The sequence below is a fragment of the Streptomyces sp. NPDC046915 genome, from assembly GCF_040644935.1.
Lineage (GTDB): Bacteria > Actinomycetota > Actinomycetes > Streptomycetales > Streptomycetaceae > Streptomyces.
Map to the genome: position 1 here is coordinate 1 of NZ_JBEYXB010000015.1, position 20,998 is coordinate 20,998.

General features: G+C 70.4%; 16 protein-coding genes. 3 read left to right on the plus strand and 13 right to left on the minus strand.

Features of this window, described 5'->3' with window-relative positions; all coding sequences use genetic code 11:
- Nucleotides 1-125 precede the first annotated feature (125 nt).
- The 5 genes from ABZ915_RS32530 to ABZ915_RS32550 all read right to left on the minus strand — a co-directional run bounded on the left by ABZ915_RS32530 (nt 126) and on the right by ABZ915_RS32550 (nt 6,777).
- Nucleotides 126-965 (minus strand): carbohydrate ABC transporter permease, encoded by an 840-nt coding sequence (locus tag ABZ915_RS32530; RefSeq protein WP_361810661.1) that lies wholly within the window; start codon nt 963-965, stop codon nt 126-128.
- 10 nt (nt 966-975) lie between these two features.
- Nucleotides 976-2,346 (minus strand): ABC transporter permease subunit, encoded by a 1,371-nt coding sequence (locus tag ABZ915_RS32535; RefSeq protein ID WP_361810663.1) that lies wholly within the window; start codon nt 2,344-2,346, stop codon nt 976-978.
- Nucleotides 2,347-2,354: 8 nt separating this feature from the next.
- A complete protein-coding gene (locus ABZ915_RS32540; RefSeq protein ID WP_361810665.1) occupies nt 2,355-3,680 on the minus strand; it encodes an ABC transporter substrate-binding protein in 1,326 nt (441 codons plus the stop codon).
- A gap of 39 nt (nt 3,681-3,719) precedes the next feature.
- Nucleotides 3,720-5,366: a glycoside hydrolase family 13 protein gene (locus ABZ915_RS32545; RefSeq protein WP_361810667.1), complete on the minus strand. Its 1,647-nt coding sequence runs from the start codon at nt 5,364-5,366 to the stop codon at nt 3,720-3,722.
- Nucleotides 5,367-5,505: 139 nt separating this feature from the next.
- A complete protein-coding gene (locus ABZ915_RS32550; protein WP_361810669.1) occupies nt 5,506-6,777 on the minus strand; it encodes an ABC transporter substrate-binding protein in 1,272 nt (423 codons plus the stop codon).
- Nucleotides 6,778-6,907: 130 nt separating this feature from the next.
- Between ABZ915_RS32550 and ABZ915_RS32555 the strand changes: the two genes are divergently transcribed.
- From ABZ915_RS32555 to ABZ915_RS32565, 3 genes are read left to right on the plus strand one after another with little or no spacing between them, the layout of a single operon-like run.
- Nucleotides 6,908-7,423, plus strand: a complete 516-nt coding sequence (locus ABZ915_RS32555; protein ID WP_361810671.1) for a PadR family transcriptional regulator — start codon at nt 6,908-6,910, stop codon at nt 7,421-7,423.
- On the plus strand, nt 7,420-8,172 hold the full coding sequence (locus ABZ915_RS32560) for an ABC transporter ATP-binding protein (RefSeq protein ID WP_361810673.1): 753 nt from the start codon (nt 7,420-7,422) through the stop codon (nt 8,170-8,172). The genes ABZ915_RS32555 and ABZ915_RS32560 overlap by 4 nt, the downstream gene beginning before the upstream one ends.
- A gap of 6 nt (nt 8,173-8,178) precedes the next feature.
- Nucleotides 8,179-10,461 carry an FtsX-like permease family protein gene (locus tag ABZ915_RS32565; RefSeq protein WP_361810675.1) on the plus strand — a complete coding sequence of 761 codons (2,283 nt, stop codon included), beginning with the start codon at nt 8,179-8,181 and terminating at the stop codon, nt 10,459-10,461.
- Between the two features lie 45 nt (nt 10,462-10,506).
- Here ABZ915_RS32565 and pgi read toward each other — a convergent pair whose 3' ends face one another.
- The 8 genes from pgi to ABZ915_RS32605 form a co-directional block, all read right to left on the minus strand.
- On the minus strand, nt 10,507-12,159 hold the full coding sequence (gene pgi / locus ABZ915_RS32570; RefSeq protein WP_361810677.1) for a glucose-6-phosphate isomerase: 1,653 nt from the start codon (nt 12,157-12,159) through the stop codon (nt 10,507-10,509).
- Nucleotides 12,160-12,232: 73 nt separating this feature from the next.
- Nucleotides 12,233-13,501 carry an MFS transporter gene (locus tag ABZ915_RS32575; protein ID WP_361810679.1) on the minus strand — a complete coding sequence of 423 codons (1,269 nt, stop codon included), beginning with the start codon at nt 13,499-13,501 and terminating at the stop codon, nt 12,233-12,235.
- A 144-nt stretch (nt 13,502-13,645) separates the two neighbouring features.
- Nucleotides 13,646-13,981 carry an RNA polymerase-binding protein RbpA gene (locus ABZ915_RS32580; RefSeq protein ID WP_003976875.1) on the minus strand — a complete coding sequence of 112 codons (336 nt, stop codon included), beginning with the start codon at nt 13,979-13,981 and terminating at the stop codon, nt 13,646-13,648.
- Nucleotides 13,982-14,204: 223 nt separating this feature from the next.
- Nucleotides 14,205-14,441 carry a preprotein translocase subunit SecG gene (secG, locus tag ABZ915_RS32585; RefSeq protein WP_361437046.1) on the minus strand — a complete coding sequence of 79 codons (237 nt, stop codon included), beginning with the start codon at nt 14,439-14,441 and terminating at the stop codon, nt 14,205-14,207.
- Nucleotides 14,442-14,549: 108 nt separating this feature from the next.
- Nucleotides 14,550-15,326 (minus strand): triose-phosphate isomerase, encoded by a 777-nt coding sequence (gene tpiA, locus ABZ915_RS32590; RefSeq protein ID WP_361810681.1) that lies wholly within the window; start codon nt 15,324-15,326, stop codon nt 14,550-14,552.
- 6 nt (nt 15,327-15,332) lie between these two features.
- Complete coding sequence (locus ABZ915_RS32595; protein WP_361810683.1) at nt 15,333-16,544, minus strand: phosphoglycerate kinase; 1,212 nt, start codon at nt 16,542-16,544, stop codon at nt 15,333-15,335.
- A 138-nt stretch (nt 16,545-16,682) separates the two neighbouring features.
- A complete protein-coding gene (gap, locus tag ABZ915_RS32600; protein ID WP_361810685.1) occupies nt 16,683-17,690 on the minus strand; it encodes a type I glyceraldehyde-3-phosphate dehydrogenase in 1,008 nt (335 codons plus the stop codon).
- A gap of 251 nt (nt 17,691-17,941) precedes the next feature.
- A complete protein-coding gene (locus tag ABZ915_RS32605) occupies nt 17,942-20,905 on the minus strand; it encodes a M14 family zinc carboxypeptidase (protein WP_361810687.1) in 2,964 nt (987 codons plus the stop codon).
- Between the last annotated feature and the right edge of the window lie 93 nt (nt 20,906-20,998).

Below are 20,998 nucleotides of genomic sequence, written 5' to 3' on the forward strand. Positions count from 1 at the left end.
TCGGCGGGGGGGCCCCCCCGGGGGGGGGGGGGGGGGGGGCGGGGGGGGGGGCGGGGGGGGGGGCGGGGCGGGCGGGGGGGGGGGGGGGGGGCCCCCCCCCCCCCCGCCCCTTCTTCTTCGCGCTCCTACTTCACGGACCCCGCCATCACCCCCTGCACGAAGTGCCGCTGGAACGCGAAGAACACGACCACCGGCACGATCAGCGACAGGAAGGCGCCGGGTGCGAGGACATCGATGTTGCTGCCGAACTGCCTGATCTGGGACTGGAGTTCGACCGTCAGCGGCTGGGAGGAGCTGTCGGCGAAGAGCAGGGCGACCAGCATGTCGTTCCAGACCCAGAGGAACTGGAAGATGGCGAGGCTGGCGATGGCGGGCCGGCCCACGGGCAGGACGAGGCGGGTGAAGATCCGCCACTCGCTGCCGCCGTCCATGCGGGCCGCCTCCAGCATCTCCTTGGGCATCTCGGCGAAGTAGTTGCGCAGCAGGAACACCGCGAACGGCAGACCGTAGGCGACGTGGAACAGGACGACGCCGGGAATCGTGCCGAACAGGCCGAGCTGACCGAAGAGTTTGGCGACCGGCAGCAGACCGATCTGCACCGGCACCACCAACAGGGCGACCACGAGCAGGAAGACGGGCTCCCGGCCCGGGAAGTCCAGCCAGGCGAAGGCGTATCCGGCGAGGGACGCGAGGACGACGACGAGGACGGTCGCCGGCACCGAGATCAGCACCGTGTTCCAGAAGGCCTGGGTCATCCCGGCGTTCTTGAGCAGCGCCGAGTAGTTGTCGAAGGACAGCTGTCCGGGGCTCGCCAGCGCCGTCCACCAGCCGCCCTTGGCCGTGTCCTGTGCCGAGCGCAGCGAGGAGAGGAACAGGCCCGCGAGCGGGGTCAGCCAGACCAGGCCGATCACCACCAGGAAGGCCTGCACCAGGCCGTTGCCGAGGCCCCGCCTGACCGCGTTCATCGCTGACTCCTCATCGCTGACTCCTTCGGAAGCGGCGGACGTTGAAGACCATCGCGGGGATCACCAGCAGCAGCAGGAGCACGCCCAGCGCACTGCCGAGGCCCTGGTTGTTGCCGCCGCCGAAGGACACCAGCCACATCTGGGTGGCCAGTACGGTGGCGTCCTCCTGCACCGGTCCGGGCGCGATGATGTAGACGAGGTCGAAGACCTTCATCACGTTGATCACCAGGGTCACGAAGACCACGGTGAGGACGGGGGCGAGCAGGGGGACCGTGATGCGGCGGAAGATCTGCCACTCGTTCGCGCCGTCCATCCGGGCCGCCTCCAGGGCGTCCCGGGGCAGGGTCGACAGCCCGGCGCCGATCAGCACCATCGCGAATCCGGTCCAGATCCAGAGGTAGGCGCCGATGATCGCGGGCGTGACGAGGGTCGGGCCGAGCCAGGAGACTCCCTGGTAGGGCGGTGCGAAGTTCGACTCGGGCAGCTTCAGCGTGTACGAGCCGGTGTGCAGCCCGGAGAAGCGGAAGGAGCCGTCGGACGCGGTCGTCGTGCTCGCGACCGTCCGCCCGCCGCGCACCGCCTCGACCTTCATGCCGGGCAGCCCGCTCTCCCGCCGGTCGACCTTGCCCTGCTCGCCGCCACCACCCGGTGTGAAGTCCAGGTAGACGACGCCGCGCAGTTCATCGGCAGCGCCCTTCTCCCCGGCCGCCGGGTAGGCGGGCGCGGCGCCCTTCGGCAGGTCCTTGGGCAGGACGCCGACCATGGGGAGCGTCACCAGGTCGCCCGGTGACACGGCGGCCTTCGTCCCGTACGAGCCGTCGTGCCCTGGGGTCAGCTCCTGTCCCGCACGGGCCCGTGCCGTCGGGTACGACGAGGTGCCCTCGAAGGCGTCGTGGACCGAGACCACGGCGGCGTTCAGGACGCCCTTGTTCGGGTCCTCGTCGTAGGCGAGCCGGAAGATGATGCCCGCCGCGAGGAAGGACACGGCCATCGGCATGAACAGCAGCAGCTTGAACGCCGTGGCCCAGCGGACCTTCTCCACCAGGACGGCGAGGATCAGACCGAGCCCGGTCAGCAGGGCCGGGGCGACGACCACCCAGATGGTCGTGTTCCGGACGGCCTTGAGCGTCGCCGGGTCGCGGAACATCTCCGTGTAGTTGTCCGCGCCGACGAAGCGCGAGCCGGAGGCGTCGAAGAAGCTCCGGCCGACGGAGAACAGCACCGGGTAGACGACGAGCGCGCCGAGCAGGAGCAGTGCGGGGAAGACGAAGAGCAGGGCGCCGATCCGGCCGCGCCGCCGCGAGCGCCGGGCGCGCTCGGCGAGCGAGCCCGGCGGCGGGGAGCCCGCCCCCTTCTGCTTCACGAGTGTGGTTGCGGTCATCTGCCGGCTCAGTCCTGGTAGGCCTTGGCCGCCGCGGCCTCGAGCTTCGCCGCGGTCCCCTTCGGGTCGGACGGGTCACGCAGGAAGTCCTGGAGCAGCTTCCACTCCCCCACGCCCTTGGTGCCGCCGAAGGACGCGGGTGCCTGGTCGGACATGTCGAAGCGGACCGAGTCGCCCGCCGCGATCAGGGACTTGGCGGTGGCGCGGGTGACGTCGTCGCCGTAGGAGGCCAGGGCGAGCTGCTTGTTCGGGGAGAGGAAGCCGCCCGCCTTCGCCCACACGGCCGCGGCCTCGGGGGTGGCGAGGTACTCCAGGAGCTTCATCCCGGCCTTGGAGTTCTTGCCGTCCTTCAGCACCACGGCCGCGTCACCGCCGCTGACGACCGGCGCCTTGCCGCCGTCGACCGCCGGGAACGGGAAGAAGTTCGCCTCCTTGCCGATGGCCTTGCCGAACTGGTCGTGGGCCACGCCGGCGACGAAGTCGCCCTCGTAGACCATGCCCGCCTCGGGCTTGGGCCCGAACACCTTCTCCACCGAGCCGGGGAAGTCGGTGTTGAGGGCCTCCTTCTGGCCGCCCGCGATCAGCTGCTTGTCCTTGAAGAGCTTGCCGAGCGTACCGAGCGCCTTGACCACGCTCGCGTCGGTCCACTTCAGCTTGTGGGCGGCGAGGGCGTCGTACTTCTCGGGGCCGGCCTGGGAGAGGTAGATGTTCTCGAACCAGTCGGTCAGGGTCCAGCCGTCCTGTCCGGCGACCGCGAAGGCGGCCAGCCCGGAGTCGGAGACGGTGTGCCCGGCCTTCAGCAGCTCGGCGTACGTCTTCGGCGGCTTGACCCCGGCCTGGGTGAGGGCGTCGGGGCTGTACCAGACGGTCGACTTGTGGGCGGCCTTGAAGTACAGGCCGTAGAGGGTGCCGTCGACGCTGCCGTACTTCTTCCAGACCGGCGCGTAGCCCGCGTCCACGGACTTCTCGGTGGTGGTGGACAGCGGCTTCAGCCAGCCCTTCTTCGCGAACTGCTGGAGCACGCCGACCTGCGGCACCATGACGACGTCGGGCGCGTTGCCGCCCTCGATCTTGCTGCCGACGACGGTGGAGACGTTGTCGCCCGTGGACACGAACTGCGTCTTGGCGCCGGTCTTCGCGGTGAACGCGTCCAGCACCTTCTGGAAGTTCTTCTGCTCGCTGCCGGACCAGACACCGGCCACGGTGACGGTCTGGCCGCTGAGCGCCTTGTCGCCGCCGCCGGCGGAGACCGGGCCGCCGCCGCAGGCGGTCGCGCCGAGCGCCAGGACGAGGGCGGTGCAGCCGGTGAGCAGGGTGGTGCGTCGTCGCATCATCGTTGATGTCCCTTCGAAGGGTGGGGAGGTGACGGGCGATCAGAGATCGTTGATCCACCAGGCGGCCGTGGAACCGGGGAGCACCCCGGCCGGGCAGGGGCCGCTGGACAGCAGGGGGGTACCGGAGACCGGAGCGGGCGTGGGCGCCGTACCGAAGTTGACGGCGCAGACCAGGCCGTCGCCGCGGGCGAAGCCGAGGACGCCCGGCGGGGTGTCCAGCCAGCGAAGCGAGCCCTCACCCAACTGGGGGAGCGCGGCGCGCAGTTGGAGGCCGTCGCGGTACAGGTGCCAGAAGGAGCGGGTGTCGGCGAGGGCGCGGTCGGTGGCGTACTCGGCGAAGTACTCGGGCTGCGGCAGCCACGGCTTGGCGCTCTCCGCCCCGGAGGTGAAGCCGAACGGGGAGGCCTGCCCGGACCAGGGCAGCGGCACCCGGCAGCCGTCGCGGATGCGGGCGCGGCTGCCGGTGCGCCGGAAGATCGGGTCGGTGAGCACGTCGTCGGGCAGGTCGACGACCTCGGGCAGGCCCAGCTCCTCGCCCTGGTAGATGTACGCGGCTCCGGGCAGCGCCAGCATCAGCAGTGCGGCGGCGCGGGCGCGGGCGGTGCCGAGGCCGCTGCTCCCGGTGGCGGGTTCGCCGTAGCGGGTGACGGTGCGGACCTGGTCGTGGTTGTTGAGGACCCAGGTGACCGTGGAGCCCGTGCCGGCGATGTCCGCCATGGCCTCGGAGATGACCTTGCGGAAGGCCTCGGGGTCCCAGGGGGCGCTGAGCAGGTCGAAGAAGAAGGCCTGGTGGAGTTCGTCGGGGCGGACGTACCGGGCGTGTTCGCGGGCGGACGGGACCGAGACCTCGCCGACGAGGAGCCGCTCGTGGCCGTCGCGTGCCGTGTACTCCTCGCACACCGACCGCCAGTGCCGCCACACCTCGTGCACCTCGGGCTGGTTCCAGGCGAGCGGGTTGACCGAGTCGCGGGTGCGGGCGTCGGCCTCCGGGTCCGGGGAATCCGGCAGGTCCGGGTGCTTGTAGAGACCGGCGGCGACGTCGATGCGGAAGCCGTCCACACCGCGGTCCAGCCAGAAGCGCAGGATCCGGTCGAACTCGGCGGACACTCCGGGGTCGCGCCAGTTCCAGTCGGGCTGCTCGGGCGTGAACATGTGCAGGTACCACTGACCGTCGCCGACCCTGGTCCAGGCCGGGCCGCCGAACATCGCGTGCCAGTTGTTGGGCGGCTCGCCGCCGTCCGGGCCACGGCCGTCGGTGAAGTGGAAGCGGTTCCGGGCCGGGCTGCCGGGTGCGCTGTCCAGCGCCTCGCGGAACCACGGGTGCTCGCTGGAGCAGTGGTTGGGGACGATGTCGAGGAGCACCTTGATGCCCAGCCGCCGGGCCGCGCCCACCAGCAGGTCGAACTCGGCGAGGTCGCCGAAGAGCGGGTCGACCCCGCAGTAGTCGGCCACGTCGTAGCCGTGGTCGTGCTGGGGCGAGGGGTAGAAGGGGCTCAGCCAGATGCCGTCGACGCCGAGCTTCTTCAGGTACGGCAGCCCGGCCCGGACGCCGGCCAGATCGCCGATGCCGTCGCCGGTGCTGTCGAGGAAGCTGCGGACGTAGACCTGGTAGATCACCGCGTCACGCCACCAATGATGCCTGTTCAACCCTGTGGCCTGTCTCTGTGAAGGGCAGCCGTTATGCATGCATGTTAGGTAGGCGCGTCACAGAGGTGTCAATGAAGAGAACAGATGCTACTGAGGAGTTGGTGGATGAAATCCGGACTTATCAGGGCGCTTTGAGCCCAGATGAGATGTCCGCGTTACCTAACAAGTAACTATGCGGCTATCGACGGGCGACGGCGTCGAGTTCCCGCGCCAGCCGCCGCACGGCCGCCTCGGGCGTCTCCTGCCCGGTCAGCGCGTCGTGCACGACCGCCTGCACCACCAGGCTGACCTGGTCGTAGTGCGGGCTCTTGGGGCGCGGCTTGGCGGCGCCCAGGGCGGCGCGCAGGGTCGGCAGGTACGGGAACTCCCGTACGAGCTCGGGGTCCTGGTACAGCGCGGCACGTACGGGCGGCAGCGAGCCGCGCGTGAGGACCTGGCGCTGGACGGGCTCACTGGTGAGGTACGCGATGAGGCGCGCGGCGGAATCGGGGTGCCGGGCATGCGTGTTCACGGCCAGGTTGGAGCCGCCGAGGACGCTCTTCCCCGGCCCGTCCGGCCCGGGCAGCGGTACGGCGCCGATCTTCCCGGCGACCTCGGAGCCCTTGGCCGAGGCGAGGGCGTACGCGTAGGGCCAGTTGCGCAGGAAGAGCAGCCGGCCGCCCTGGAAGGCGTCCTTGGACTCCTCCTCCTTGTACGTCAGCGCCTGCTTCGGGATCCAGCCCTCGCGGAAGCCGCGCGCCAGGAAACCGATGCCCTCGCGGGCGGCCGCGGAGTTCACGGTGACGCGCTCCCCCTCGTCGCCGAGGATGGTCCCGCCCGCCGAGTAGACGGCCTCGGCCGCGTTGACCGTGAGTCCCTCGTACGGCAGGAACTGGCCCGCGTACCCGTCAAGTCCGTATTTCGGCGCGATGGTCTTCGCGTCGTGTTCCAGCTCGGCCCAGGTGCGCGGCGGCGGGACGCCCTCCTTGTCCAGGATGTCCTTGCGGTACAGGAGCAGGCCGGCGTTGGTGACGTACGGGACGGCGTACAGGTGTCCGTCGTAGGTGGCCGTGTCGACGACCGGCTTCAGGAAGGTGCCGAGGGGGAAGCGGTCTCTCGGCAGGGGCCGGATCCAGCCGGCGGCGGCGAACTCGGAGGTCCAGTTGACGTCGATGTTCAGCACGTCGAACCGGCTGCGGTCGCCGTCGCGCAGGTCGGTGGTCATCTGCGCATGGGTCTCGTCGGCGGAGTCCGGCAGCTCGACGAGGGTGACCTTCTCGCCGGGGTGGGTGCGGTTCCAGCCCTGGAGCAGCGGGCCGAGATAGCCGGTGAGGTCCCCGGCGGTGGCCAGGGTGAGCGGGCCGCGGTCCCCGGTGCCGCCCTCGTCGGCGCGTGTGCCTGAGACGATGTACCCGGTCATGACCACGACGAGGACGAGAAGGCCCCTACCGGCGGCGCGCATCCACCGCATAGGTTCCTCCCTGAACACGTACACCGGCCCATCGGCACCCTCGCCGACGGGTCAGAGGCCATGTATACCTGTTAGGTATGGGCGATACTAGGGCCTGGAGCACATTACGCAGACTAGGAGGAGAGCACGAGTGCGCCTGCCCCTCCTGGCACTCCTCGCGCGCGGTCCCGCCCACGGTTACGAGCTGAAGCAGGGCCTTGAGCAACAGCTGGGCTCCGCGTACCCTCAGCCGAACGTCGGCCAGATCTATGTGACCCTCGGCCGCCTCGAGAAGTCCGGACTGATCGAGGGCGAGGACGTCGAGCAGTCCAGCCGGCCCAACAAAAAGGTCTACCGCCTCACCGAAGCCGGGCGTGAGGCGCTGCGCGTCTGGTTCGAGGAGCCCGAGGACGAACCGCGGGTGCGGGACGAGTTCTTCATGAAACTCGCCCTCGCCCCGCAGACCGGTCTCGCCGACCAGATCGCCCTCATCAACAAGCAGCGGCGCCAGTACCTCAACACCATGCGTGATCTGTCGAAGCTGGCCGCGGCCGAGAGCCGGGACAACCGAATCGCCCATCTGCTGATCGAGGGCGCGATGCTGCACCTACAGGCCGACCTGGACTGGCTGGAACGGTGCCAGGAGGAACTGGAGGAGCTGGAGTGAGCGAGAGCCCCGCTCCGCTGCTGCGTGCCGAGGGCCTGGTCAAGACCCACTACGGCGAGGGCGCGCCCGCCCGTGCCGTGCGCGGGGTCGACCTGTCCGTGCGGCGGGGCGAGTTCGTCGCGGTCACCGGCCCGTCCGGGGCCGGCAAGTCGACGCTGCTGCATCTGCTGGGCGGACTCCAGCGGCCCGACGAGGGCAGCATCTGGCTGGACGGCCGGTGCACCGACGGCTACAGCGAGGCACGCTGGGCCGAGGAGCGCAGGAAAGGGATCGGGATCGTCTTCCAGTTCTTCAACCTGGTCTCCAATCTGTCGGTCGCCGACAACGTCGAGCTGCCCGCGCTGCTGGTCGGCCGCTCGCCGAAGCAGGCACGGGCCGAGCGGGAGGAGCTGCTCGCCGAGCTCGGCCTGGAGGGCAAGGAGCGCAGCATGCCGGGCGAGCTGTCCGGCGGCGAGCAGCAGCGGGTCGCGCTCGCCCGCGCCCTGGTCAACCATCCCCCGCTGCTGCTGGCCGACGAGCCCGCGGGCAGCCTGGACAGCAAGGGCACCCGCGAGGTGATGCGGCTGCTGTCCCGGTTCCACGACCGGGGGCAGAGCATCCTGCTGGTCACCCACGACGCCCGGCTGGCGAGCGCCGCCGACCGCGTGATCAGCTTCTTCGACGGGCGGATCGCCGACGACGCGGAACTGGACGGCACACCGTCGCGCCGGCGTACGGGGCTGGCCGGCGTGCTGGAACTGAAGGACTGACCACCCGTGCGAGCCACCCTGCGCTGGGCGCACTCCGATCTGCGCACGCATCGCGGTGAGGCGCTGTTCATCGTGCTGGCCACCGCCGGCATCGTCGGCGCGCTGCTGCTGGCCACGGCGCTGTTCGGCTATGCGACCAACCCCTGGCAGCGGGTCTTCACCCAGTCCCGCGGCGCCCACGTGTGGATCCACACCGTGCGGTCCGCGGACACCGGCCGGCTCGCCTCACTCGACGGCGTGGCGTCCGTCGCCGGTCCCTACCGGACCGAGTCCGCCACCGTCTCCTCGCGCGGCACCCGTGCCTCCGTGGAACTGCGTGCCACCTCCGGGAAGCCTGCCGTGGACCGCCCGCAGCTCACCTCGGGCCACTGGCTCGACGCCGGCGACCCCGACGGTGTCGTCCTGGAGAGCCGGCTCGCCCGTGCGCTGCTGGCCGAGCCCGGGGACACGCTCACCGTGCCCGGCACCGCCCGGAGACTGACCGTCGTGGGCGTCGCCGACAGCGCCGAACCCCGCTACCGGGCGGGCGAGCAGCCCGGACTGGTCTGGGCCCCGCCGTCCGCCCTGCGCGGGCCGGGCGGCCGGGTGATCGGGCTGCGGCTGACCGATCCCGAGGACACCGACTACGCCGTCCAGCGCGCCGTCACCGTGCTCGGCGCGGGCGCGGTCGGCGAGGTCTCCACCTGGCAGCAGGCACGGGCCGAGGCGCAGGGCGACAACCGGCTGCTCGGCCAGGTGCTGGGCCTGTTCGGCCTCGGCGCGCTCCTCGCCGCCGGGTTCGCGGTGCACGGCGCGATCGGCACCCGTATCCGCGGCCATCTGCGGGACATCTCGGTCCTGAAGGCGATCGGCTTCACCCCTGCCCAGGTCGTCCGGATCTTCCTGCTCCAGCATGTCGCGTACGCCCTGCTGGGCGCCGTGGCCGCCGCCGGGCTGATCCAGGGGCTGGGCACCTCGATCCCCGGCCGGCTCGGCGACGCGGTCGGCGTGTGGCAGGGGCTGCCCGGACACACGGTCGCCCTGTCCGCGGTGCCGGTGGGCGCGGTGCTGTTCATCGGCGCGGTCACCGGGCTCGCGGCCTGGCGGGCGGGACGGGTGCCGCCGGTGCCGGTGCCCCGCCCCGCCGCTCCGGCCGGGGGCCGCCTGACGGGCCTGGCGCGCCGGGCCCTGGGCCTACGCCTGCCACCGGCGCTCGTCCTGGGCTGGCACCAGGCGTTCACCCGCCGGCCGCGCACGCTCGCCACGATCGGGCGACTGGCCCTGCCCCTGCTGCTGATCGTGGTCGCGATGAGCGCCTGGACCACCATCGACCGCTTCCACCGCAGCCCCGAGCGGATGGGTCTCCCGGCGGCGCTCACCGTACGCGCGGACAGCGGCATGAGCGACGGGGAGGCCCGGTCCCTGCTGGACCACGACCCCCGGGTCGCCGCCGTCTACCCGGGAGTCGAGGTGGCCGCCCTCGTCCCGGGCCAGACCGCCACGATCGCCCTGCGGGGCCTCGGCACCCACCGCGACCCCTACCCGTACACGCTCGCCGCGGGCCGCCCCGCGAACGGTCCCGACGAGGCGGTGGCCGGGCAGGGCCTGCTCGACCTCCTCGACGTGCGTGTCGGCGACTGGGTCCGGATGACGGTCGGCGACCAGCCGCAGATCCTGCACATCGTGGGCCGCAGCATCGAACCGGAGAACGCCGGCCGGGTCATCTCCACCTCCCTGGACACCCTCCGCGAGAACGACCCGCGGCTGGCCCCCACCCTGTACCAGCTGCGCCTGCGGCCGTCCGCCGAGCCGCAGCGCGTCGCCGCCGACCTGACCAGGGCCGGCCGCGGCCACCTCGACGTGCACGCCGTCACCAACCCGGCCGACGGCCTGTCCGCGCTGCGCGGCGTCGTGGCCGGGCTGATCGCCGTGCTGGCGTTGATCGGCCTCATCGAGTTGCTGACCGCGATCGGCGGCACGGTGCGCGAGAGCGAGCGGGACCTGCTGGCGCTCAAGGCGATCGGCATGTCCCCGCGCCAGATCACCGCGATCACCGTCACGGCGACGAGCTGCACGGCCCTCGCCGCCGTCCTCGCCGGCACGGCCCTGGGCCTCCCCCTGGCCCACTGGCTGATCGACACCCAGGGCCGCTCCAGCGGCATCGGCGCGGGGATCGCCCAGTCCCCGTCCCCGTTGCTCCTCCTGCCCTTCGCCCTGGCCGCGGTCCTGGGCGCCGCCACCCTGGCCACCCTCCCGGCCACCCGAGCGGCCCGCCGAAGGCTGGCGGACACACTGAGCGCGGTGGCCTGAGGGCCCGGCGGAGCCCCAGAGACGGGGCCCCGCCTCAGCTGACCGTCAACGCCCGCGGAGCGCCCGGTACTTGGCGACCAGCGCCGTCGTCGACGCGTCCAGCCCCGGCACCTCGGCCCCTTCCGTCAGCGCCGGCTCGACCCGCTTGGCGAGGACCTTGCCGAGCTCCACGCCCCACTGGTCGAAGGAGTCGATGTTCCACACCGCGCCCTGCACGAACACCTTGTGCTCGTACAGCGCGACGAGCTGACCGAGCACGGACGGCGTCAGCTCACGCGCGAGGATCGTCGTCGTCGGCCGGTTGCCCTTGAAGGTCTTGTGCGCCACCAGCTCCTCGGACACCCCCTCTGCCCGCACCTCGTCCGCCGTCTTGCCGAAGGCGAGCGCCTGGGTCTGGGCGAAGAAGTTGGCCATGAGCAGATCGTGCTGCGCCTTCAGCTCGTCACGCAGCTCCGCGACCGGCTCGGCGAAGCCGATGAAGTCCGCCGGGATCAGCTTCGTGCCCTGGTGGATGAGCTGGTAGTAGGCGTGCTGCCCGTTGGTGCCCGGCGTCCCCCACACCACGGGCCCCGTCTGCCACTCGACCTCCTGCCCGTCCCGCGCCACGGACTTGCCGTTGGACTCCATGTCCAGCTGCTGCAAGTAGGCGGTGAACTTGGACAGGTAGTGGCTGTAGGGCAGCACCGCATGCGACTGGGCGTCGAAGAAGTTGTTGTACCAGATGCCCAACAGCCCCATCAGCAGCGGCACGTTGGACTCCGCGGGCGCGGTCCTGAAGTGCTCGTCGACGATCCGGAAACCGTCCAGCATCTCCCGGAACCGGTCCGGGCCGATGGCGATCATCAGGGACAGCCCGATCGCCGAGTCGTACGAGTACCGCCCGCCGACCCAGTCCCAGAACTCGAACATGTTGGTGGTGTCGATGCCGAACTCACCGACCTTGTCGGCGTTCGTCGACAGGGCCACGAAGTGCTTGGCGACGGCTTCCTGCCCGGCGCCCAGCTCGCTCAGCAGCCATGCGCGGGCCGAGGTGGCGTTGGTGATGGTCTCGATGGTGGTGAAGGTCTTGGAGGCGATGATGAACAGCGTCTCCGCCGCGTCCAGGTCATGCGTGGCCTCGTGCAGGTCCGCCCCGTCGACGTTCGACACGAAGCGGACGGTGAGGCCGCGGTCCGTGTAGGCGCGCAGCGCCTCGAACGCCATCGCCGGGCCCAGGTCCGAGCCGCCGATGCCGATGTTGACGACGTTCTTGATGCGCCTGCCGGTGTGCCCCGTCCACTCGCCGGAACGGACGCGCTCGGCGAAGTCGCTCATCTTGTCGAGCACGGCGTGCACCGCGGGGACGACGTTCTCCCCGTCGACCTCGATCACCGCGTCACGCGGGGCCCGCAGCGCAAGGTGCAGGACCGCCCGGTGCTCGGTCGTGTTGATCTTCTCGCCACGGAACATGGCGTCCCGCAGGCCGAAGACGCCGGTGGCGGCGGCCAGCTCGCGCAGCAGCCGCAGCGTCTCGTCGGTGACCAGGTGCTTGGAGTGGTCGACGTACAGGTCACCGACCTGGAGGGTGTACCCGGCGCCGCGCCCCGGCTCCGCGGCGAACAGGTCCCGCAGATGGGTGTCGGTGAGTTCCTCCCGGTGCTTGGCGAGAGCGGTCCACTCGGGCGTCTGGTTGAGCCTGGTACGGCCGTCTGCGTTCATTTCGGACTTCAGCCTTCTTTCCTACCTGTCCCTGCTGCGTACCTTGCCCCGCTGCCGGATCCAACCTAGTTGATCAGCGCGTGACGTGAGCGGTCGTCGCACCGTCGTCCGCTGCAACAACAGGTACGTCCGGCCGACGCGCCGGTATCAACGAGGTGACGGCCAGAGCGAAGAGCACGGCCGCGAACAGGGCGGGCACGTTCAGCCCCCAGGCCCGGGCCACGGCGCCGCCGAGCAGGGCGCCGAGCGGCGCGCCGGAGGTCGAGGCGGTGCGGAAGGCGGACGCGATGCGCCCCATCATCGCCGCGGGGCTTCGTTGCTGCATCAGCGTGACCTGGTTGACGTTCCACACCATGCCCATCGCGCCCAGCAGCAGCATCCCGGCGAGGAGGGCGCCGAGGTGCCGGACGGTGCCGATGAGGACGAGGGACGAGGTCTGCACGCAGCCCGCGACCAGCAGGGCCCCGACCCGCCCGGTGCGCCGCGCGATCCGCTGGGCGACCAAGCCGCCGAGCAGGCTTCCGGCCGCGTACGTCGTCATCCCGGCCGCGAAGGCCGCGTTGCCCGCGTCCAGCCAGCGGGTCACGTGCAGCACCAGCGTGGCGATCAGGGCGCCCATGCCGATGTTGCACAGCAGCGTGGCCACGCAGACCGCCCGCAGCGCCCGGTCTCGCCACAGGGCGCGTATGCCGGCGCCGATCTCCGCGCGCAGGGTGCTGCCGGCCGGGCGCGGCTCCCGCTCGGCCGGCCGTATCCGCAGGGAGGCCACCAGGGCGGCGCCCACCAGGTACGTACCCGCGTCGGCCGCGAACGGCATGAAGGCCCCCGCGGTCAGCAGCAGCGGCACGAAAGGGCCCGCCAGGAGGCCGCCGGCGAGCTGCTGCCCGGTCATCAGCCGGGCGTTGGCAGCGCCCAGGGCCTCGCTGTCCACCAGGGACGGAAGCAGGGCCGTGGAGGCGTTGTCGAAGAGGGTCTGGAGGGTGGTCAGCGCGAAGGCGAGTGCCAGCATCAAGGGGATCGAGGCATGCCCGAGTCCCACGGCGAGGGCGAAACCGGCGACGAGCAGGCCCCGTACCGTGTCGACCGCCCACATGGCGCGCCGCTGGTCCACCCGGTCCGCGACGGCGCCGCCCAGCAGTCCGAACAGCAGCCAGGGTACGTACCCGCAGGCGGTCACCGAGGCGATGACGAGCGGCTCGTCGGTGAGGCGCACGGCGAGCAGGGGCAGCGCGGACGTCCGTAACGCGTCCCCGAACCGGGACACCACGGCGGCCGTCCACAACCGCCCGAAACCCCCACGCCACGCGGGCGCGGCCCTGCCCGCGCTCTCGACCGTCGTCACGACTCCCCCTCACGGCTGACCTGACACGAACCGTAGAGGGCACCACTGACAATCGGCCGTCGGCCGGAGGAGAACCGGCGGGGGAACCGGCGGGAGAGACAGCTCCGGCCAGGCGCCCGCAGGCACCCAGCCGGTTCTCAACTCCTAGATCTCGCCCCGCAGTTTGGCGAGCGCCTCGGCGAGGATCGCCTCGCCGTCCGCGTCGCTGCGCCGCTCCCTGACGTACGCGAGGTGCGTCTTGTAGGGCTCGGTGCGCGGCGGGTCCGGCGGGTTGTCCCGGTCCTGACCGGCCGGGAAGCCGCAACGCGGGCAGTCCCAGGTCTCGGGCACCTGTGCGTCGCTGGCGAAGCTGGGCTGTGTCTCGTGCCCGTTGGAGCACCAGAAGGAGATGCGCAGACGCGGCGCGGACTCGCCGCGCTCGGCCTCGCCCATCGGCCCCGCCCCGACCCGGCTACCTCGGATCGCGTTGCCACTTGCCACGGTCGTAACTCCCTGCGTGATGGTGCCGCAAAGCGAGTCGGCGTTTCGCTTCGCTGCGAGCGCCTCAGTCTACGTAAGGCCCAACGCGCGTCCAGTGATTGGAGTTACAAGAGCCCCGCTCTAAAGACGCAAGCCCCATGATAGGCCGCGCTCAGGAGCGCGTACCGAACATGGGGCGTTGCGTACGGAATATGTGGGCTTGTGCGGCGCTGATCAGCTGGGATCAGCTGTTCGACTTCATCAGCAGGCCGAGGACGACGATGCACGCGAACCACAGCAGACCGATCACGATCGTGATCCGGTCGAGGTTGCGCTCGGCGACCGAGGAGCCGCCGACGGAGGACTGCATGCCGCCACCGAACATGTCGGAGAGGCCGCCGCCCTTCCCCTTGTGCATCAGCACCAGCAGCATCATCAGCAGGCTGAAGACGATCAGGGCGATCGAGAACCCCAAAACCACGGCTGGACCAACTTCCTCGGATTCGGATGGACGACGGGGGCACGGCGCACTCGCTGTGCCCCCGCAAGAGTACGACGGATCGCCGCTACCGCCTACTCACGGCCGGGCTCACTGATCGCGGAAACGCACGATCTTGACGAACTCGTCCGCGTCCAGCGACGCGCCGCCGACCAGGGCGCCGTCGATGTCGGCCTTGGCCATGATCTCGGCGACGTTGCCGGACTTCACGGAGCCGCCGTACTGGATGCGGACCTGGTCGGCCACCTCCTGCGAGTACAGCTCGGCGATCTTGCCGCGGATGGCGGCACAGACCTCCTGGGCGTCCTCGGCGCCGCAGACCTTGCCGGTGCCGATCGCCCAGACGGGCTCGTAGGCGATCACGATCGACTCGGCCTGCTCGGCCGGGAGGTCCTTCAGACCGCCCTCGACCTGGGCGAGGGTGTGGGAGACGTGGTTGCCCGCCTCGCGGACGTCCAGCTCCTCACCGACGCACAGGATCGGGGTCAGGCCGTGCTTGTAGGCGGCCTTGACCTTGGCGTTGACCAGCTCGTCGGTCTCGTTGTGGTACTGGCGGCGCTCGGAGTGGCCGATGACCGCGAACGTGCACTTCAGCTTGGCCAGCATCGGACCCGAGATCTCGCCGGTGTAGGCGCCGGAGTCGTGCTGCGAGATGTCCTGGGCGCCGTACTTGATCTTCAGCTTGTCGCCGTCGACCAGGGTCTGCACCGAGCGCAGGTCCGTGAAGGGCGGCAGGACGGCGACCTCGACGGCCTCGTAGTCCTTGTCCGCGAGGGCGAAGGCGAGCTTCTGGACGTGCGCGATGGCCTCGAGGTGGTTGAGGTTCATCTTCCAGTTGCCCGCCATGATCGGCGTGCGAGTGGTCATGCGGGGTCAGTCCTCCAGTGCGGCGAGGCCGGGGAGCGTCTTGCCCTCGAGGTATTCGAGGGAGGCGCCGCCTCCGGTCGAGATGTGTCCGAACGCGTTCTCGTCGAAGCCGAGGATGCGCACGGCGGCGGCGGAGTCACCGCCGCCGACGACGGTGAAGCCCTTGGACTCGACGAGGGCCTGGGCGACCGCCCGGGTGCCCTCGGCGTAGTCGGGGTGCTCGAAGACGCCCATCGGGCCGTTCCAGAACACGGTCTGGGCGTCGGCGAGCTTCGCGGCGTACAGCGCGCCGCTCTCGGGACCGATGTCGAGACCCATCTGACCGGCCGGCATGGCGTCCGCGGCGACGATGGTGGCGTTGCCAGGGGCCTTGGTCTTCAGGTCCGGGAACTCGGGGGCGACGACGGTGTCGACGGGCAGGACGAGTTCGACGCCGGTCTTCTCGGCGCGCTCGATGTACTCGGTGACCGCTTCGAGCTGGTCCTCCTGGAGGAGGGAGCTGCCGACCTCGTAGCCCTTGGCCTTCAGGAAGGTGTACGCCATGCCGCCGCCGATGAGGATCCGGTCGGCCTTGCCGAGCAGCTCGTCGATGACGGCGAGCTTGTCGGAGACCTTGGCGCCGCCGAGCGCGACGGCGTAGGGGCGCTTGACGTCCTCGGTGAGCTTCTTCAGGACGCCGACCTCGGTGGCGATGAGGTAGCCGGCATAGTGCGGCAGACGGGCCGGCAGGTCGTACACCGAGGCGTGCTTGCGGTGCACGGCGCCGAAGCCGTCGCCGACGTATACGTCCGCGAGGGCCGCGAGCCGGTCCGCGAACTCGCCGCGCTCGGCGTCGTCCTTGGAGGTCTCGCCGGGGTTGAAGCGCAGGTTCTCGATGACCGCGACCTGGCCGGGCTGAAGGCCGTCCACGGCGGCGTGGGCGGCGGGGCCGACCGTGTCCTGGGCGAACGCGACCGGCGTGCCGAGGAGTTCACCGAGCCGCTCGGCGGCGGGCAGCAGCGAGAAGGCCGGGTCCGGGGCGCCCTTGGGCCGGCCCAGGTGCGAGGCGACGACCACCTTGGCGCCCGCGTCGGCGAGGGCCTTGACGGTGGGCAGGACGGCGCGGATACGGCCGTCGTCGGTGATGGTGCCGTCGGCGAGCGGCACGTTGAGGTCGGCACGGACGAAGACCCGCTTGCCGTCCACGCCGTCGGCGAGAAGTTCGTCGATCGTCTTCATTGAGGGGGACTCCTAAAGGAGGGCTCGTGATGCTCGTGATCGTAAAGAGGGCCTGATCTGCACGTGAGTCAGGGCTCGGGCAGCGCGTCCTTGCGCTGCCCGAGCCCTGTCCTCACACCGAGATGCCTGCTTCGGCGATCAGAGCTGGTTGCCGACGAAGACCGTCAGGTCGACGAGGCGGTTGGAGTAGCCCCACTCGTTGTCGTACCAGCCGATGACCTTCACGTTCTTGCCGTCCTGGACCATGGTCAGGGAGGAGTCGAAGGTGCAGGAGGCCGGCTCGTTGACGATGTCGGAGGAGACGATCGCGTCCTCGGTGTACTCGAGGAGGCCCTTCAGCTCGCCCTCGGCGGCCTTCTGGAAGGCGGCGTTGACCTCTTCCTTGGTGACCTCACGGCCGAGTTCGACGACGAGGTCGGTGACCGAGCCGGTCGGGACCGGGACGCGCATCGCGATGCCGTCCAGCTTGCCCTTGAGCTGCGGCAGGACCAGCGCGGTGGCCTTGGCGGCACCCGTGGTGGTCGGGATGATGTTCTCGGCGGCGGCACGGGCGCGGCGCAGGTCCTTGTGCGGGAAGTCCAGGATGCGCTGGTCGTTCGTGTAGGCGTGCACCGTCGTCATCAGGCCCTTGACGATGCCGAAGTTCTCGTCGAGGACCTTCGCCATCGGCGCCACACAGTTGGTGGTGCAGGAGGCGTTGGAGATGACGTGGTGGTTCGCCGCGTCGTACTTGTCGTGGTTGACGCCCATCACGATGGTGATGTCCTCGTCCTTGGCCGGGGCCGAGATGAGGACCTTCTTCGCGCCGCCGGCGATGTGCTTCGCGGCGTCGTCCTTCTTGGTGAAGATGCCGGTCGACTCGATGACGATGTCGACGCCCAGCTCGCCCCACGGGATGTCGGCCGGGTTGCGCTCGGAGAGCACCTTGATGGTGTGGCCGTCGACGGTGATCGTGTCGGCGGTGTGGGAGACCTCCTGCTTGAGGCGGCCCAGGATCGTGTCGTACTTGAGCAGGTGGGCGGTGGTCGCCGTGTCACCCAGGTCGTTGACAGCCACAACCTCGATGTCCGCACCCTGCTCCAGCAGCGCGCGGAAGTAGTTACGACCGATGCGGCCGAAGCCGTTGATGCCTACGCGGATCGTCACTAACCGATCTCCTCGTTGGTACGCCGGCGCTCGTCGCCGGCGAGCTGTATTTGGGATGTCCCCGACCACCCCCGACCCTACCTCCCTGGGGCCCCGCTGGTGACATCCAGATGCCCCATACACGGCAGGGCGGTCCGTACCCGCCAGTAGGGGTACGGACCGCCCCGGTTCTGCGCCGGGATCACCCCATTTCGCTATGGAGTGTCAGGGCCGATCGGGCACCCGGATCACTCGTTCGTGAGCGCGTCGGCTCACTTGTCGAGTGCCTCAAGGGCCTTCCTCACCAGGGCCTTCCGGTCGGCCGCCGCCGGAACCTGTTCCAGGCCGAAGCCGAGCAGCACGGTCCGGTCCGTGGTGACCGCTCCGTACGTCTTGAACAAGGCTCCAGTGCGCGTCCAGTCCTTCAGGACCGCCGGACTGCCCGGGGGCGGCCCGGACACGCTCCAGGCGCCCAGCGACGTCTCGAAGCCCTCGGTCTCCTTGGCCGTTCCGCCGACGACGAGCGAGGCGTCGTCGGCGAGTACGCCGCGGCCGCCGGTGCCCGGGTCGGTGATGTACGCGATCGAGACCTCGACGGACTTCCCGGCGTAGGCGCTCAGGTCGAAGTCGACCGACCGCCAGCCGTTCGAGCTGCCGGTGAGGCTGTTCCAGGAACCGCTGCTGCCCTTGGCGGTGCAGCCGCCGGCCGCGACGGTCAGGTAGTGCTTGAGCCACGGGTGCTCGTTGACCAGGAACCCGGACTCGCAGTCGGCCGGCACCGCCGTGGAGGTGGCGCCGCCCGCCTCCGGAAGCGTCGTCCAGTCGTCGGCGCCGGTGGTGTGCACCTCGACCACCGCGTGGTCGTAGCCCGGCTCGGTGTCCCACAGCAGGCGGGTACGCAGCGTCGGCTTGTCGGCCGCGCCGACGCCGGTGAGGTCGATGGTGCGGGTGAGTCGCTTGTAGGCGTCGTCGGTGTGCACCGCCGCGGCCATGTACGAGCCCGTGTACGGCCCGTACGGGTTGACGGTCCCGGCGAACTGGCCCGCCCCCGCGCTGGCGAACTGCGGGTAGGTGGCCTTGGACAGCTCGTCGGAGGTGACGGAGTAGGTGCCGGCCTTGTCGAGCGGGTTGCCGGGTGCGTCGCCGAGGGCGCCGGTGAAGCCGCCGAGGGCGCCGGAGCCGGTGAAGCCGGTGGCCCCGGTGAGCGAGGTGCGCGAGTAGGCGCCGAGGTAGTACTGGCTGAAGTCGTCCGACAGGGTGCCGTCGGCGAGGGCGACGTTGCCGCCGGCCAGTTCACCGGCCTCGATCAGCTTGCCGCCCTCGTTGAGGTAGGCGCGCAGCTGGAGCTGGGTGGCGTTGCCCGGGCCGCTCGTGCCGGAGTAGTGCACGACCGTCTTGAAGTACTTCAGCACGCCGAGCGCGTCGGGCGCTCCCTGTGTGGCGACGTCCCAGACGATCGCCCTGCGGCCGGCCGCCTTCAGCGCGTCCACGTACTTCTGCGCCTGAGTGGCGGCCGCGCCCTCTTCGGCGACCACGAGGGTGTCCGCCGCGGGCCGCTTGGCCACGGTGTACGTGAAGTGCGCGCTGGAGGTGCGCTTGCCGGTCCTCGTCCCGCCGGTGAACCACACCTCGACCTTGTCGCCGGGCCGGCCGCCTTGGACCTTGGCCCGGTACTCGTCGAAGTAGAGGTTGTCCTCACCGCCGTAGGTCTCGCCGCCCTTCCAGTGCCTGAGCGCCTGGTCCCGCGTGCGGCCGCCGTTGACGCGGTACTTGAGCTCCTTGTCCCGCACGGACTTGCGGACGACGACGGAGACCTGCTGGTCGGCACCGCGCGAGTACGACGTCGGGAACGTCGCCGGGGTGAAGTCGGCGGCGCTCAGCCCGACCGAGGAGGCCGGCTTGTCGGGGTGGGCGGCGGTCTCGGCGACGGAGAGCGCGAACGGGATGTTCTTGGTGAACTCCTGCTGGATCAGCTTCTCGTCGTCGGGGAAGTTGAAGACCGACTGGCAGTCGGAGGCCTTCCAGGCATCGTTCGGGTCGAGGTTCGACGCGGTCTGGCAGGTCGACATCTCGGGGGTGAACATCGCCATGCCGTTGACGTTGGAGGCGTGGCCGTCGGCCTCGCCGTTGGTGGTGTACAGCTCCGAGGAGACCTGCGGGTGGTAGCCCGGGATCGCGGAGTTGCCGGGGGTTCCGGCGAGTGCCTTGTAGAGGACGTCGTCCGGGGTCGCGGTGGCGACCTGCCAGCCGACGCCGTAGAGGAGGAGTTCGGCGGCGGAGTGGTAGTTGACGGCGTACCTGAAGCCGATGCGCTTCTCGAAGCCGTCGAGGTCCCTGGTCTCGGGCTCGGACTCCGGGCTCGCGCCGCGGTAGGTCTCACTGGTGGGGTTGGGTGACGAACCCTCGTCGTCGTAGCCCCACTTGTAGGCGAAGTTGCGGTTGAGGTCGACGCCGTCCCCGGTGGAGATGACTCCGTCGCCGTTGACGTCCCGCAGGTTCTTGCGCCACAGGCGGGTGGCGGAGTTCTTGAAGGTGTAGTCGTAGCCGTCGGGGTTGGCCGAGAGGACGAACCACAGCTCGGTCGAGTCGACGATCTTCTTGAGCCGCTTGTCCGTCTTGTAGCCGTCCAGGTAGTAGTGGAGCAGCCGCCTTGTCATCTCCGGCGTGATCCACTCGCGCGCGTGCTGGTTGGACATGTACAGCACGGAGGGCTTGGAGCCGTCCTTGGACCTCTTCGCGCCCTTGGTCAGTTTGAGCGCGAGGATGTCCTGGCCGCCCACGGTCTTGCCGATGGACTCGACCTTGGTGAGGCCGGGGTTCTGCTGGGCGGTCCGGAGGATCTCCTCCTTCAGGCCGCCGCTGCCGCTGTAGGGGCGGAACACGCCCTGGGCGGCGTCCTCGACGCGGGTCGCGGACCTGGCGGAAAGTGTGTGCTCGGTGAGGTCGACGCCCTGCTTCTCGAGCTTCTTCGCCTGCTGGCCGGTGAGGTAGACCTCGACGGTGTGCTTGCCGGGTCCGGCCGTCTGCTCGCCGAGTTCGTTGCCGTCCTGTCCGGCCGCGAGCAGCAGGGGTACCTGCTTCTGGGTGACTTCGGCGCGGAACACCTTGACCTCGTTGTCGCTGTTGGCGTCAGCTTTGGCCGGGGTACCGCTCTGTGCCTGGGCGATGGGTGCGAGGCTCGCTCCGCCGAGGAGAAGCGCGCCGACAGCGAGGATCGATCTCGCTCTGTGTCTCATGAACCCCCCTTGCCGTGGTTCGCCACGTGGCGAACATCTGCCAGGCTCATGACACATCATGATCGAGTCAAGGGCGCCTCATGGCCAGCAAAA

What these genes read in the sequence shown, in the direction of transcription:
- ABZ915_RS32545 (WP_361810667.1), bottom strand. Translation starts at nt 5,366, where the DNA reads ATGCATAACGGCTGCCCTTCACAGAGACAGGCCACAGGGTTGAACAGG.
- ABZ915_RS32550 (WP_361810669.1), bottom strand. Translation starts at nt 6,777, where the DNA reads ATGCGGTGGATGCGCGCCGCCGGTAGGGGCCTTCTCGTCCTCGTCGTG.
- ABZ915_RS32535 (WP_361810663.1), bottom strand. Translation starts at nt 2,346, where the DNA reads ATGACCGCAACCACACTCGTGAAGCAGAAGGGGGCGGGCTCCCCGCCG.
- ABZ915_RS32540 (WP_361810665.1), bottom strand. Translation starts at nt 3,680, where the DNA reads ATGATGCGACGACGCACCACCCTGCTCACCGGCTGCACCGCCCTCGTC.
- ABZ915_RS32530 (WP_361810661.1), bottom strand. Translation starts at nt 965, where the DNA reads ATGAACGCGGTCAGGCGGGGCCTCGGCAACGGCCTGGTGCAGGCCTTC.
- pgi (WP_361810677.1), bottom strand. Translation starts at nt 12,159, where the DNA reads ATGAACGCAGACGGCCGTACCAGGCTCAACCAGACGCCCGAGTGGACC.
- ABZ915_RS32605 (WP_361810687.1), bottom strand. Translation starts at nt 20,905, where the DNA reads ATGAGACACAGAGCGAGATCGATCCTCGCTGTCGGCGCGCTTCTCCTC.
- tpiA (WP_361810681.1), bottom strand. Translation starts at nt 15,326, where the DNA reads ATGACCACTCGCACGCCGATCATGGCGGGCAACTGGAAGATGAACCTC.
- ABZ915_RS32595 (WP_361810683.1), bottom strand. Translation starts at nt 16,544, where the DNA reads ATGAAGACGATCGACGAACTTCTCGCCGACGGCGTGGACGGCAAGCGG.